Genomic DNA, 14209 nt, shown 5'->3' on the forward strand with positions numbered 1-14209 from the left:
ATTCAGTTTCTTTTTATATAACGTGCTGCTTTAGAATTGATGGTCTGCCGTATCAGGGTTCAGTTGTTGAATACCGATCAGGCTAGCCGCTTCTTCAATGGCGCTGGTTTGAGCAACCAGTGAACTGATGGCAGATTTCACCAATTGGTTACCTTTGTCATCACCCGAAGCGATGAGCTGATCAAAGAAAACGCCTTCCTTTTCGGCTGAGTCAACGAGTTTCTGCAAAGCGTCGTGGCTCTGGTCAAAGCGGGTAATGATCATTATTGCTTCATCTTTACTGGCGGTGGCAACCAGGTCTGCAAGGCTTGGCCCGGTGATTACATTGCCGTTTACCCGCTGATATTGACCGGTATAGACGTTCCGGATGCCCAGATTGTTGTAGAAATGTGAGTTATGGGTGTTATCGCTGAAACAGTCGTGCTCATCTTCGGTTGAGTTTGCTTCCAGCGCTACTTTCATGCGCTCTCCCGCCAGTTCTCCCAGTGAGAGACTCCCCATACCAAACAACATTTTTCTGAACCCCTGCTCAACCGGTTCTGACAGCAGTTCTGAGCGATAGTTGTCTTCTACGCCTGGCTGCCATTGTTGAGTCATGTACTCCAGGTCCGTGATCAGCAGATCCAGTGAGGTGATCAGGTACTGGCTTCGACGCTCACAATGTCCACCCGTGCAGGCATCACCTTTAGCAAAATCAGAAGCAGGACGATTACCAGCACCTGCTGCAGTACCATTCAGATCCTGTCCCCAGAGCAGAAATTCAACGGCATGATAACCCGTTGCGACGTTAGCCTCGCTACCTCCCAGCTCATTTAGATCTGCAAGAAGCTGAGGAGTCAGAGTATTCAGATCGAGCTTTTCACCGTTTACGGTTAATTCGGTGTTGCTGACAATATTAGCCAGCGCGCCATCATTGCCCATTTCATAGTCATAGTGTGTGGTCTGGACATAATCGATCAGACCTTCATCCAGAGGCCAGGCATTCAGCTGTCCTTCCCAGTCATCAACTACCGGGTTACCAAAACGGAACACTTCACTTTGCTGGTATGGAACACGTGCAGCAATCCAGGCCGCTCTTGCCAGTTCAAGGGTTTCTTCTGATGGGTTGTCTACAAGTTGGAGGCTTGCTTCTTTCAGGGCTTTGGCTGTAGTCAGGGCATCTTCATAAGTCGCCAGGGCAATATTGGCATAGTGAGCAACGACATCGCGGCCTTCTGTTGGGCTGACAACGGTTTCAGCAGCGGACGTATCGAGGGCTTCTTCAGTACTGTCACAGCCGCTTAGAAGTGCGGTCACCAGCAACATCGAGCCGGCAGCTCGCAGGGAGGAATAGGGCATCATCCTTAATGGACTCCGAATATTTTTATTGGTTATATCAGGTTATGGATTCGGAATTATAATGAGAATTATTCTTATTTCAACAAGAGGGATGATACTGTCGTGTACTTTCGGTGGGTTTATTGAAAAATCACTTTTATCTTTTATTCACTTCAAAGCCATGAAGACTCAGGAATAAGACCGATGGCTTTCCACCTCTTGGGTAGAAATGCTTTAGAGCTAATAGTGGTGGGTAGTGTATTATTTGATGAGGTAACTTGAGGCGTTGATAAGAAAGTCAGACAGCCCATATTGGATGAACTGTCTGCTCAATGAAAATAAAGATTATCAGGAAGCAGTTGCTGTCAGGCGATGAGCCCATTTGGTTTTTGCTGCCTGCTGCATATCCACGACTTCGTCACTTTCATCAACGATTTCGCGTCCAAGCAGAGTTTCAATCATGTCTTCCAGTGTCACGATACCGCGGATATCGCCATATTCGGTGACAACCATGGCGATATGACTGCGTTTTTCCAGGAAAGTGGCCATCAGTTTTGGCAGTGGTTCTTTCTCAAGAATCGCAATAATCGGACGCTTCAGGCTTTCCAGGGTTGTATTGCCGCCTTCCCGAAGGTGGGAGAGCAGAATGTCATTTCTCATGACAAAGCCATTAATATCATCCGGGTCTTCACCGTACACAGGGATACGTGAGAAGCTGGAACCAGTGAACTCATTCATATAAGCATCAGTGGTCGTAGATTCTGGCAATGAGAACAACACTGAACGAGGAGTCATGATTTCCACAATCTGGAGATCACGAAACTTCAGCATGTTTTTCATTAGCTCAGACTCGACACCCTGAAGTGCACCAACCTGAAAGCCAAGATCGGCCATCGCCTGAATTTCATCGCGCAGGTAAGGGTTTGTTTTGTCCTTTGGCCCCAGCTTGCTGGTCAGTAACTCGGTGATCCAGATAATGGGCAGAAGCAGCTTAACCATAAAGCGCACGCCAACGGCCATTACAGGAACCAGAGATTGCCACCAGGAAGCACCAATGGTCTTTGGTATAATTTCAGACAATACCAGGATCAGTAAGGTCAGCACGGCTGAAAAAACACCAACAGAGGCATCACCAAAGACTTTCGCAGCCTGAGCACCAGCACTTGCAGCACCAATGGTATGAGCAATGGTATTCAGGGTGAGGATAGCGGCCAGAGGGCGGTCGATATGATCATGCAACTCCCGGACAATCTTTGCCCACTTGCTGTTTTTCTGCTCAAGGCTAACCACATAGGCTGGGGAGATACTGAGTAGGACGGCTTCAAATACCGAACAAATAAAGGACACCGCAATAGCGATGACAACATACGCAACAAGCGTAACCACGTATGGCTCCAAAGGTAATCAAGGGAACGGTATTCTAGCCTGAGAATTTGATCTTTGGCGATAGAAATTTCCGATTATTACATCGTATTTATAATCAATAGCTTATCGCTATTTCAACCAGGGTATTTCGTCCGCCCCCCAAAGAGGTGACTGGTCATTGGGTGAACCATTGTAGTTTATCGTTATTTCCTCATTAGCCAGGATTTTTCGAATGGCAACAAATTCGATAATCTGTTCATTTTCTCTTGGGCGATAAATGGCATTCGGTGTGTAAGAGTGGTTATAGATTGAGCCGAGTCCAAGAGCGAGGGCTGCCCGCTTCTGGTCTTTGCCCCAGGCAAAGTAGTAATTGTTGAGCATGGTCAACTCCAGAAGCTCAACCTCTTCATGGGGGATTTCAAGGACAGGACATTTTTCAATGACCGTATCCCGCTCGATCCGGTTATCCGTGTAAACACCACGCCCTTTGCCATGGCTGTTTGCGATATAGAGCATATTGTTTTTATTGTTATGGTTTTTAGGGATCGCTATTTGTAGTATTAGCCGATCAAAAATATAAATACAGAATAACAAAGATGAGCCTCCCCAACGTAGTCAAAAAAGGGGGGATTTCCCTTCTTCTATGGGTTATTTCTCAAGTAGCTTATGCCACCTCGAGCAACTATGCGGGCAGTCAGGTTTGTGCTGCCTGCCATGTTGAGGCCTATACCGGTTGGAAACAGAGTCAGCACCATTCAGCACTGCAACAAGCCCAGCGTGATACTGTACTGGGGGATTTCAATAATACGACCTTCCGATATGGTGACGATACCAGTCGCTTCTTTTTTACGAATGATCAACCTATGGTTGAGACCGATGGACCAGAAGGCAAAAAAGGGCAGTATAACGTTGCTTTCACCATAGGTGACTATCCACTGCAGCAGTATCTGATTGAGTACCCTGGTGGGCGACTGCAGGCGCTGGGGATTGCCTGGGATTCAAGACCGGAGTCAGAAGGTGGACAGCGCTGGTTTCACCTTTATCCTGATGATGACATTGATTATCGGAGTCCACTGCATTGGACTCAGCCTTCACAAAATGGCAACCGGATGTGCATTGAATGCCATACCACTGGGTATCAGAAAGGTTACCAGGCTGAAAGTGATTGGTATAAAAGTCAGTGGCAGGAGGTTGGTGTTGGGTGTGAAAGTTGTCATGGCCCTGCCAGCGCTCATGTGGAGTGGGCGCAGAATCCTGACAAAGCGAAAGGTAATGGGCTGTCTGTGGATATCTCCGATGCCAATATCTGGCACTGGTTACCAGGCGCTTCTATTGCCCAGTCTGTGGATAAAAAAGCACAGAAGCAGATTGAGATTTGTGCACAGTGCCACTCACGCAGAGAAGCCATAACCTCAGGGTTTCAAGTTGATAAGCCTTTGAACGAAAGCTATCAGCCTGAACTGTTACGATCCGGGCTGTATCATTCTGATGGTCAGATTAACGACGAAGTGTTTGTTTATGGCTCATTTGCACAGAGTAAAATGTTCCAGGCCGGTGTCACCTGCACCAATTGCCATGACCCTCACACTAACCAGTTAAAAGCCCCGCCGCAGCAAGTATGTGCCCAATGCCATAACCCTCAGGTATTCGATACACCGAAACATACTTTTCACAAGGCTGGCAGTGCCGGCGCTGAATGTGTCAGTTGCCATATGCCAGAGAAAACCTACATGGTTGTAGATCCAAGGCGCGACCACGCCTTCAAGACCCCGAGACCGGATCTTTCAAAAACGCTGGGTACCCCAAACGCCTGTATTCAATGTCACGATGATAAGAGCAATCGCTGGGCGGTTTCTGCACTCGACCAGTGGCTTGGAACAACATGGCGGAATAAGCCGGAGTTTGCCTCGACGTTTCATCTGGCTCGTACCCGTAACCGGGAGGCTGGTAAGTCACTTCTGGAAATCGCCGCTAATGATGGTTATGCCCCCATGATCAGGGCAACGGCCTATAGTGAGATTGCCAACTATCTCAGCAGGTCAGCATTGCCTGTTATCCAGCAGGGGTTGAGTGACAGCAACCCGATCGTTCGGTCTGCTGCTGTTTCAGCGCTGGCTCAGGCACCGGCTCAATTGCAACACCAATTACTGCTCCCGTTGATGAAGGACTCCTCAAAGGCTGTTCGTCTGGAAGTTGCCCGTATTGTTGCAGGCATTCCTGAGCAGTGGTTCAGTGCTGAACAGAGAAGTAGACGCCAGCAATTAATTGAGGAGTTTATCGCGGTCCAGAGGTTGCATGCGGATAGCGCGGCAGGAAGGATCAACCTTGGTCAATTCTATCTGAAACTAGGCCGTACTACTGAAGCAATCAAAGAGCTGGAAAAAGCCATTGCTGTTGAACCTCTTTTCGATCAGGCGTATATCCAACTGGCATCCACTTATCACCATATGAATCGCCACCAGGAAGAGCAGGCTATTCTACAGAAGGGGCTGAAAACGATTCCCATGTCGGCCAGCTTAAATCATGCAATGGGGCTTTACCTTGTTCGTCAGAAACAACGAGAGTCTTCTATCGCCTACTTGGAGAAGGCTGCCGACTTAATGCCGGATAATGCCCGGTTTATTTATATCTATGGTGTTGCATTGCACTCGACAGGCAAGGTTAGCAAGGCAATAGATATTCTAAAGCAGGGGCTTGATCGTTTTCCCGAGAATATTGATATCGGGAATGCGCTTAGAGCCTATGAAAGTGCCCCTTAAGCACTCTGTTTTTTCGGAAGAAGGTATTTACGCTCGGGGCGTCCCACTGTGCCGTATACAATTTCAGCCTGCAGGTGCTGCTCGCTGGTCAAGTACTCAAGGTAGCGGCGGGCAGTGGTTCGGCTGACCCCGATGCACTGGCCAACCTCTTCAGCACTCAAGGCATTCTGGTTGTCAGAAAAAACACCTCGTACTTTATTCAGTGTTAAGGCATCGATCCCTTTTGGAAGGCGACTTGTGACTTCTTTTGATGCTGATGATGCGGAATCATGCATCAATGTATCCACATCACCCTGTGCCAGTGTTTCAAGAGCAGCAAGGCGATTGATATGTGTTTTGTATTTTTCAAGAGATGCCTGCAGTCGCTCAAATACCAGGGGCTTCAGAATATAGTCAAAGACGCCCCCGTGCAGAGCTTCACGTAATGTATCCACTTCCTGTGCCGCGGTAACCAGAATGACATCCGTACGCTGGTTACTGGAGCGAAGCCAGCGTAATAGCTCAAGACCTGTGCCTGTGGGAAAGTGAATGTCCAGCATCAGTAGGTCAGGAGACAAAATCTCGACCATATCCTGCGCATCAATCAGGCTGTGCGCCAGGCCGATCACTTCAAAACCGTCTACGCGTTCCAGAAAGCGGCGCTGAATTTCAGCAATCTGCAAGTCATCTTCGGCGATAACAACGCGAATCATACCAGCTGAGTTCCTTGTGTTATTTTTTGTTCAGGAGATACTTTGGGGATAAAAACAACAAAGCGACTGCCTCCGTGATCACCAGGCTCTACCAATACCTGACCACCCAATATGTCCAGCTGTTTACGAACCAGGTAGAGGCCAATGCCGTGCCCATCCTCCTTTTTACTGGTAACGCCTTTGTTAAAAATCCGGCGTTGATCTTCTGCGGTAAGACCCGGACCATCATCATCAATTTCAAAAATCAGGTCATTACCAAGGTCAGTCATACTCAGCCGGACTTCTCCTCCCGGGCCTTTATGGTGAAGAGTGGCTTCGAGGGCATTATCCAGCAGGTTACCAATAATTGCGACCAGCTGATCACGGGAAAGATCAGCTGGTAATGACCTCATATGACTGCTGTCATCAACTTTCAGGGAGAGCCCGAGTTCTCGGGCGCGACTGTATTTTCCTAACAGACAGCCGGCCAGAATCGGGTCCGGTGCTGCTTCGAGCAGTAACTGTATCAGAGCCTGATGGCTCTGGTTTTCCTGTCCGATATAGTTCAGTGCTTCTTCAGTGGCTCCAATCTGAATCAGCCCGGCAATCGTGTGGAGTTTGTTGCTGTATTCATGAGCCTGGCTGCGCAGGGAATCTGCGTACTGCTGCACTCTATCTAATTGCTGGCTGACACGATCTAATTCATCTTTAAGGCGGAAGCTGGATACAACACCGGTAACCTGGCCACCAGTTGTTAAAGGAATACGATTGACAATCAGCTGTTTACCCTGCATCCAGACCTGCTGATCATAATGAGGCTTGCCAGTCGTCAGTACATCCAGAATATTGCTGTCTGGAAGTACTTCCTGCATTGGAAGGCCGATAAGATCCTGGCTGGTGGGCAGGCCCAGAGTCGCTAATGCAGCCTGGTTACAGGTGGTTATCCTGCCATCCTTGTTGATGGCAATAATACCTTCCCGGACAGACTCAAGAGTGGCGTTCCTTTCCTGGTATAGCCTGCCGATCTGCTCCGGTTCCAGTCCAAAAATGGTGCGTTTAACGTAGTCTGCAAAGGCAACCGCCATCACCGCACTCACGAGAAATCCCAGAATGATGACCAGAGCCAGAGTCTGGCGGTATCGATTCACGACGCTGGCAATACGGTCAGTAAGGTAGCCCACTGAAACAACGCCAATCATATCTCCGGTTTCATGGGAAATGATGGGGGCTCTGGCCCGCATGGAGCTGCCAAGACTGCCCTGTGCCGTGTAGGCATAAGACTTGTTGTCAGGAAACATCAGCGGACGTTCATCAGGCTCATCATCGAGCATGGATAAGCCGATAGCAGCGGTATCCGGGTGGGCAAGACGAATACCTTTGCTGTCACCGATAACAACGTAGCGTGCACCATTTTTCTCAGCCAGACGAAGACTGAGGGGCTGAAGAAAATCGCTATCCCGGTTCTTTACAGCACTCAATACCGATGGCATATCAGAAATGGTAGAAGCAACATTCATGGCCTTCTGCGCCATCTGTTCATCTAATGCCTGACTCAAGTAGGTCAGGGCAAATCCACCCACTAGCCCTGTTTGGATCAAGACCATAATGCCCAGAATGACAATCATTCGGGTTTTCAGTTTTATTGGGTGCAGGGCAAAAAACTGCTTTAGGTTGGCTGTGACGTTCATGCTTGTTTCTTATTTCAAAACTTCCGTGAACTTTATGAACAAAATACCCGTTAAGTTCAAAAGCTTCAGTCAGTGCTGGGGGCTGGTTAACCTGTCCTTAATGGAAGTAAAAAAACCTCAATAACCATAACAATTGTGAGGCCCCTTCAATGATACGTTCGCTTATCACGAAAAAACGTTCCTCTTTTCTGGCTACCGCTCTGACCGGATTTCTTGCTGCAGGTGCTTCAGTTCAAGCCATTGCTTTGGACGAGCTTCACTTTCTCATTCCTGGTGGAGCTGGTGGTGGCTGGGACAGTACAGCTCGTGGCACCGGTGAAGCACTCACCAAATCAGGCCTTGTTGACACCATCTCCTATGAAAATATGTCCGGTGGAGGTGGCGGCAAAGCCATTGCTCATTTAATTGAAACGGCGGCTCAGCAGGGCGATACCCTGATGGTGAACTCTACACCAATCGTTATCCGCTCACTGTCAAAAGTATTTCCCCAGTCCTTTCGTGATCTGACACCGGTGGCAGCCACCATTGGTGATTTTGGGGCTTTTGTTGTTCGTGCGGACTCCCCTTATACCAGTTTCGAGCAAGTGGCAGAAGCATTTGTTAAGAACCCCCGCTCAGTGAAAGTCGCTGGAGGTTCAGCGCGTGGGAGTATGGATCATCTGGTTGCTGCGATGGCGTTCAAAGCAGCTGGTGGTGACCCACGTCGTGTGAAATATGTCGCTTATGATGCAGGTGGAAAGGCGATGGCCAGTTTGCTTTCTGGTGAAACGGATATTCTCTCGACCGGGCTGAGTGAAGCGCTGACTCTGGCTGATGCTGGTGAGGTAAGGGTTCTGGTGATGACGGGGGAAGAACGTTCTGATGCTGCTCCTCAAGTACCAACCCTGAAAGAGCTTGGCTATGACACGAGCTTCGTTAACTGGCGCGGTTTCTTTGGTGCACCGAATCTGAGCGAAGACAGGAAAGCCGAGTTTGTCCAGACGCTTGAGCAAATGTACGACACCGCTGAGTGGAAAGAAGTACGTGCCCGTTATGGCTGGTCGGAAATCTTCAAACCGGATCAGAAGTTTGTTGCTTTCCTCAGTGATCAGGAAAAAGAAGTTGGGTCGCTGATGCGTGAGCTGGGCTTCCTCAAGTAATCATCCAAAAGACCGTCGGCTCAGGCGGTCTTTTCCCTATCTGATGAGCAGCTGCTTTTTACAGATGCTTAAGACCTGAGGTTATTCACATGACGCTGAGTAAGGATCAGATTGGTTCTCTGGTATTTCTATGCCTGTCACTGACCTATGGCTACTACGCTGGGCAGATCCCTCTGCTGCCGGGCGATGAGTTTGAGCCTTTTCATGCGAGAACATTGCCTTATGCACTGGCTGGTTTAGGTGCTCTGCTGTCGTTTTTGTTGCTGGCAACCAGCTCGATGGCAAAGAGCCGAAATGAAGCCGGTCCAGTACCAGTATCTCTTGATTTTTCTCTGGTTGCCAAGCTGCTTGCCTTGATTGTGTTGTTTGCAGTTGCCCTGCAATGGGTTGGTTTTCTATTGGCTACCACTGCGTTTCTTGCCGGGGGATACTGGTTGCTCGGTGAGCGACGTGCAAAAGTACTGCTGATGGCGTCACTGCCTTTTGCTGCAGCTATCTGGCTGGTACTGACAAAACTGCTGAGTATATATCTGGCTCCTGGTCAGCTGTTTCTTATGGTGTCCGGAGGTTGATGATGCTGGATGGTCTATTTACAGGTTTAACGACAGCCGTCATGCCATTTAACCTGATGATGGTGGTGGTGGGCTGTTTTGCTGGTACGTTTATTGGCATGTTGCCAGGGTTGGGTCCAATCTCCGCTGTTGCCCTGATGATTCCGATCACTTACGGCCTTGACCCCTCTTCAGGCATCATTCTTATGGCGGGTGTCTATTATGGTGCCGTCTTTGGAGGCTCTACGTCTTCAATCCTGATTAACGCACCCGGATGTGCCAGCACAGTCGTCACGGCTTTTGATGGCTATCCTCTGGCTCAGCAGAATAAAGCGGGTAAAGCGCTGGCATTGGCTGCCTACTCTTCGTTTACGGGAGGAACCATTGGCGCCATTATTCTACTGTTTGCTGCACCGTTTCTGGCTTCTGTTTCCCTGAGCTTTCAGTCTGCTGACTACTTTGCTCTCATGCTTCTTGGTCTAACGGCAGTTGCCGCATTCGCAGGAAAAGGGCAGACCCTCAAAGCGATGATCATGACCGTCTTTGGGTTGATGATTGCTACTGTGGGAACCGACTTGATGTCAGGTACCACACGCTTTACCTTCGATAATGTGAACCTGATCGATGGTATCAGCTTTCTATTGCTTGCCATGGCTACTTTTGCCCTGGCAGAAGTACTGATGTCAGTTATGAAGGGTGCGCATCGTGAGCAGGATCAGGCGATGGATAGTGAAGCGCTGGGCAGTATGAAACTGAGTCGTGATGAAGTAAAAGAAGTGGCTCCAACGGTCGCCCGTTCATCGGTATTTGGTTTTCTGGTTGGCGTACTGCCGGGTGCTGGTGCAACGATTGCTTCCTTTCTGGCCTATGGCCTTGAGCGCAACCTGGCCAGCGCCAAGCAGAAGTTGCAGTTCGGTAAAGGTGCTCTTCGAGGGTTGGCGGCACCTGAATCGGCCAATAATGCGGCTTCCACGGGCTCGTTTGTGCCATTATTAACTTTGGGGATACCGGGCTCTGGAACTACCGCAATTATGCTGGGGGCATTAATTGCCTATGGTATTCAGCCAGGGCCGCGCCTGTTTATGGATAACCCGGATGTGTTCTGGTCCGTCATTATTTCCATGTACTTCGGTAATCTGGTTCTGCTGATTCTCAACCTGCCATTGATTCCTTATATATCAAGGTTGCTGGCCATTCCCAGACCGATATTAATCCCTCTGATTTTGTTTTTCTCAATTACCGGGGTTTATCTGGTCAGCTTTAACACCTTTGATATCCATATGATGGTGATGATTACTGTTATTGCCCTTGGTCTGAAACTACTGGACTTCCCAATGGCACCAATGCTGCTTGGGTTTATCCTGGGTGGGATTCTGGAAAATAATTTGAGTAGGGCTCTGACGCTTTCAGATGGCAGCCTTTCTTTCCTGTGGGAGCGTCCACTGACGTTGAGTATTTGCCTGATTGCACTGGCTTTACTGATTTTGCCTATGGTTCGCAGCTTGCTGGAAATGAGAAATAAAAGCCAGGAAGTATCTGGTGTTCATGTTGGTGAAGGGTGATGAGTTAATCATCAAAACACTTCTATTAAATAGCCCTGTCTCCGGGGCTTTTTTTTGTGTTTAAATAATGGGCGGCGGGTATGCGCTGAGCAAGGTTCATCAGCAGCTTTCATGCTGCCCAAAAGCCAAGACCCAAACCTTATTTTTAGTTATTCTACAAAATTACAAAAATTATATATGCATTAAAAAATACTTGAGCCTTGTGAATCATTTTATTGCTGACAAACAGGCACGAAAAGTAGCAATTATTATGACAAGATCTATCTCTGAACAGTTATTTCGCTCACTTGGAACCCATGCTGTAAAGAAAATATGCATCTCAGAAGGGCGCTTAGAGTTAGTTGTTGCTCCCTGGAGTGATTTAGAGAATGAGGGTTCTGCTATTTTTAACAACATGACCGTTAGCTACATCGAAGCTGAACGAGACTCCTTAGACACATTTATGGATTTTAACTTACCTTGGGACATTATTCGATTTGATTCTGAATCCACTGGCCTATCAACATGGCGATTTGGTCTGTGCTGTCGAGACATTGTTATTGGTTTTGTAGCTAATTGGCCAGTCATTACCTTCTCAAACCAGTGATTGAAAATGCATGTAAGAGAACAGCTTCTAGTTATGGGAACATGGCAGCAGAATAGCTGATATATGGAAATAGTATATGCTCAGATTACTCATTGTTATAGGCGCATTATCAATTGTAATCAATGCGGGTGTGAAAGAATACCATTTCAAAGACTATCCCGCTCAGCCTTACTCAAACAGAGCGCTCAAAAAATTAGATTATAATAGCCACCCAGACTCTATCATTTTAAAAGACAAACGTAACTATTCAGCACCCTTCATATAAATCTGGAATTTTCTGATTTTTCGACCATCATCTTATACTCAATTTTTCTAACAAATCTCCAGTATGGAACCAGACTTCCCAGCTACTCCGTTTACCGAAGCTCTCCTTAAAGAGAATGAAGAGCTTCGGACCGAGAATGCGCTTTTACGGGAACGTTGCAGCGAACTGGAAGAAAGGGTTAATAAAAACAGTCAAAACAGTAGTAAGCCACCATCGTCAGATGGTTATCAAAAGCCCAGTAAAAAAGGGAGTGATAAAGGTGATACATCTTCCAAAGAAGCCCCCTGCTCCTCACAGGAAACACCGAACCCCAAAAGCCTTAGACCATCTTCAGGCAATAAACCAGGTGGCCAGAAAGGTCATCAAGGCTCTTGTTTGAGACGTGTCGCCTTACCCGATTATGTCAGGCATCTGAAGGTTGAAAAATGTTGCTGTTGCCAGTCTTCGCTTATCGATATTAAACCCACCAAATACATTGAGCGACAGGTTTTTGATCCAGGTAGACCCGGAGAATTTGAAGTTACCGCGTACTGGGCAGACGTTAAAGTATGTCCTTGTGGTAAACGGAACACCGCTGAGTTTCCCCAAGGAGTGAAAGCCGCTGCTCAATACGGAGAAGTGACTCAGGCAATGGCTGTTCATTTAAACCAGTATCACTTCATCCCATATCACCGGGTGTCTGAGTATTTCAATACTATTTATTGCATGAGTGTCAGCGCAGGCTCTGTTGCCAATTTTGTTGCCTATACCCATGAGAACCTGGCCTCTACTGAGCAGAGTATCCGCGATGCTTTACAAGAAAGTCCGGTTGCAGGAGCGGATGAAACTGGCATGCGGGTTGACGGTTCACTGTGGTGGTTACACATTATGCGAGATGACCAATGGACGCTTTACTACCTCTCAGAAAGGCGAGGTTGTGAAGCAATGGATGCAATGGGCATCCTGCTGACTTTTGCAGGCATTCTGGTTCACGATCATTGGAAGTCCTACTTTGCCTATGCGGCAGTGCATGTGCTTTGTAATGCCCATCATCTGAGAGAGCTTCAGGGAGTTGTCGATAGGGATGCGAATAAGCTGGCTCTGCGGCTGATGAAATTGCTTACGCTCTCCTGGCACTTCTGCAAGAAATACAAAGCAGCCGGTCTGACTCAAATGCCTGGTGCAATACAGCTTCGCATTGAGACGATATACGACCAAATCCTTCAAAGGGCTCTCACGAAGGAAACCGCTTATATGGAAAAACAACGACAGGTGCTTGGACGTAAGAAGGTCAGGAATACCAAGGCCTACAACCTGTTCAAAAGGCTTATTGAGTTTAAGGTTGAAACGTTGCGCTTCATGTCGGACTTTTCAATTCCCTTCGATAACAATGGCAGTGAACGTGATGCCAGGATGGCCAAACTTAAGCAGAAGATCTCAGGCTGCTTCAGAAGCGAAGACGGAGGTACCATGTTTACCCGAATCCGAAGCTATTTATCATCTGCTAAAAAGCAGGGGTTGAACATATTTCAGGCGCTTCTTAAAGCGGTTCGAAATTACAACAATACGCCTTTGCTGGGTGCTGAATAGTTACAACTTGAATACATCTTCGCCACTGCCGCCAGTCAGAATATCATTACCTGCGCCACCGACCAGTCGATCATCACCACCGGCAGCGTTTAGCGTATCATCACCATCAAACCCACGAAGCCTTTCGGAGAACAGCGTACCATTAAGCGTATCGTTCACACCGTTAGAGCCTGAAAGTTCATTGATCGTATCAAGGGTATGAAGAGTATTTAACTCCAGTGTTGAAGTGCTGGTATGGGTGCCATCAGAAACTTCATAGGTGAAGGTGTCGGTTTGATCCAGCTGACCCATCACCTGAACTTCCGCTTCTGTCAGTGCTCGGTTATAAACCCTGCCTTCATCAATCTGGCCGTGGAACTGGGTGCCAACGCCATCAGCCAGATCATGGAAATCGAACGCCTGACTGCCTTCGCTGGGGCTGCCAAAAGCAACCGTACCGGAATGCCCCGGAACCTGAATACCGGCAGTATTACCAAAAATTCCACCGTCCAGAAAGCCTCTGAGAGTGTTTGCTGCATCATTCATAACCAAGGCTATATGATGCCAGTTATCACTATCCAGATAAGTAATATCCTGAGATACATAAGCGGTATTGCTGTTTTCCCAGGCTCCCGCGTAGATTTTTCCGCCATCCAGATAGATGGCAAAACCATGAGAGCTCCCACCTTCTTCGTAGAGAACCTGTTTACCATCCTTTGAGTTACTGGCATCCAGTTTAAAGAACAGGCTGATGGTTC

General features: G+C 47.9%; 12 protein-coding genes. 6 read left to right on the top strand and 6 right to left on the bottom strand.

Annotated elements, in window-relative coordinates; genetic code table 11:
• Positions 1-30: 30 nt before the first annotated feature.
• The 3 genes from ACOCLE_RS25265 to ACOCLE_RS25275 all read right to left on the bottom strand — a co-directional run bounded on the left by ACOCLE_RS25265 (position 31) and on the right by ACOCLE_RS25275 (position 3198).
• A complete protein-coding gene (locus tag ACOCLE_RS25265; RefSeq protein ID WP_419534766.1) occupies positions 31-1341 on the bottom strand; it encodes an imelysin family protein in 1311 nt (436 codons plus the stop codon).
• 324 nt (positions 1342-1665) lie between these two features.
• A complete protein-coding gene (locus tag ACOCLE_RS25270) occupies positions 1666-2703 on the bottom strand; it encodes a CNNM domain-containing protein (RefSeq protein WP_419534767.1) in 1038 nt (345 codons plus the stop codon).
• A 108-nt stretch (positions 2704-2811) separates the two neighbouring features.
• Positions 2812-3198 carry an SET domain-containing protein gene (locus ACOCLE_RS25275; RefSeq protein ID WP_419534768.1) on the bottom strand — a complete coding sequence of 129 codons (387 nt, stop codon included), beginning with the start codon at positions 3196-3198 and terminating at the stop codon, positions 2812-2814.
• Between the two features lie 80 nt (positions 3199-3278).
• On the opposite strand from ACOCLE_RS25275, the gene ACOCLE_RS25280 reads away from it, so the two are divergent.
• Positions 3279-5441: a multiheme c-type cytochrome gene (locus tag ACOCLE_RS25280; protein WP_419534769.1), complete on the top strand. Its 2163-nt coding sequence runs from the start codon at positions 3279-3281 to the stop codon at positions 5439-5441.
• Here ACOCLE_RS25280 and ACOCLE_RS25285 read toward each other — a convergent pair.
• A complete protein-coding gene (locus ACOCLE_RS25285) occupies positions 5438-6133 on the bottom strand; it encodes a response regulator (protein ID WP_419534770.1) in 696 nt (231 codons plus the stop codon). The two genes, ACOCLE_RS25280 and ACOCLE_RS25285, sit on opposite strands and share 4 nt — an antisense overlap.
• Positions 6130-7800 carry an ATP-binding protein gene (locus tag ACOCLE_RS25290; RefSeq protein ID WP_419534771.1) on the bottom strand — a complete coding sequence of 557 codons (1671 nt, stop codon included), beginning with the start codon at positions 7798-7800 and terminating at the stop codon, positions 6130-6132. The genes ACOCLE_RS25285 and ACOCLE_RS25290 overlap by 4 nt, the downstream gene beginning before the upstream one ends.
• Positions 7801-7949: 149 nt before the next feature.
• On the opposite strand from ACOCLE_RS25290, the gene ACOCLE_RS25295 reads away from it, so the two are divergent.
• From ACOCLE_RS25295 to tnpC, 5 genes are all read left to right on the top strand, one after another.
• Positions 7950-8939, top strand: a complete 990-nt coding sequence (locus ACOCLE_RS25295) for a tripartite tricarboxylate transporter substrate binding protein (protein WP_419534772.1) — start codon at positions 7950-7952, stop codon at positions 8937-8939.
• An 89-nt stretch (positions 8940-9028) separates the two neighbouring features.
• Positions 9029-9511 (top strand): tripartite tricarboxylate transporter TctB family protein, encoded by a 483-nt coding sequence (locus ACOCLE_RS25300; protein WP_419534773.1) that lies wholly within the window; start codon positions 9029-9031, stop codon positions 9509-9511.
• Positions 9512-9513: 2 nt separating this feature from the next.
• A complete protein-coding gene (locus ACOCLE_RS25305; protein ID WP_419534774.1) occupies positions 9514-11052 on the top strand; it encodes a tripartite tricarboxylate transporter permease in 1539 nt (512 codons plus the stop codon).
• A 67-nt stretch (positions 11053-11119) separates the two neighbouring features.
• The gene (locus ACOCLE_RS25310; protein WP_419534775.1) at positions 11120-11638 is read left to right on the top strand and encodes a hypothetical protein; all 519 of its coding nucleotides are present in this window, start codon (positions 11120-11122) and stop codon (positions 11636-11638) included.
• Between the two features lie 328 nt (positions 11639-11966).
• Positions 11967-13472, top strand: a complete 1506-nt coding sequence (tnpC, locus tag ACOCLE_RS25315; protein WP_419532963.1) for an IS66 family transposase — start codon at positions 11967-11969, stop codon at positions 13470-13472.
• Here tnpC and ACOCLE_RS25320 read toward each other — a convergent pair whose 3' ends face one another.
• Positions 13473-14204: a LamG-like jellyroll fold domain-containing protein gene (locus tag ACOCLE_RS25320; RefSeq protein ID WP_419537262.1), complete on the bottom strand. Its 732-nt coding sequence runs from the start codon at positions 14202-14204 to the stop codon at positions 13473-13475.
• Between the last annotated feature and the right edge of the window lie 5 nt (positions 14205-14209).

Origin of the sequence: Endozoicomonas sp. (assembly GCF_965196975.1) — a bacterium.
In the GTDB taxonomy this organism is placed as follows: Bacteria; Pseudomonadota; Gammaproteobacteria; order Pseudomonadales; family Endozoicomonadaceae; genus Endozoicomonas.

Bases quoted from the DNA above. Each gene is read 5' to 3' on its own strand.
- ACOCLE_RS25265 (WP_419534766.1), bottom strand. From the start codon at position 1,341: ATGATGCCCTATTCCTCCCTGCGAGCTGCCGGCTCGATGTTGCTGGTG.
- ACOCLE_RS25275 (WP_419534768.1), bottom strand. From the start codon at position 3,198: ATGCTCTATATCGCAAACAGCCATGGCAAAGGGCGTGGTGTTTACACG.
- ACOCLE_RS25280 (WP_419534769.1), top strand. From the start codon at position 3,279: ATGAGCCTCCCCAACGTAGTCAAAAAAGGGGGGATTTCCCTTCTTCTA.
- ACOCLE_RS25285 (WP_419534770.1), bottom strand. From the start codon at position 6,133: ATGATTCGCGTTGTTATCGCCGAAGATGACTTGCAGATTGCTGAAATT.
- ACOCLE_RS25290 (WP_419534771.1), bottom strand. From the start codon at position 7,800: ATGAACGTCACAGCCAACCTAAAGCAGTTTTTTGCCCTGCACCCAATA.
- ACOCLE_RS25295 (WP_419534772.1), top strand. From the start codon at position 7,950: ATGATACGTTCGCTTATCACGAAAAAACGTTCCTCTTTTCTGGCTACC.
- ACOCLE_RS25300 (WP_419534773.1), top strand. From the start codon at position 9,029: ATGACGCTGAGTAAGGATCAGATTGGTTCTCTGGTATTTCTATGCCTG.
- ACOCLE_RS25305 (WP_419534774.1), top strand. From the start codon at position 9,514: ATGCTGGATGGTCTATTTACAGGTTTAACGACAGCCGTCATGCCATTT.
- ACOCLE_RS25310 (WP_419534775.1), top strand. From the start codon at position 11,120: ATGGGCGGCGGGTATGCGCTGAGCAAGGTTCATCAGCAGCTTTCATGC.
- tnpC (WP_419532963.1), top strand. From the start codon at position 11,967: ATGGAACCAGACTTCCCAGCTACTCCGTTTACCGAAGCTCTCCTTAAA.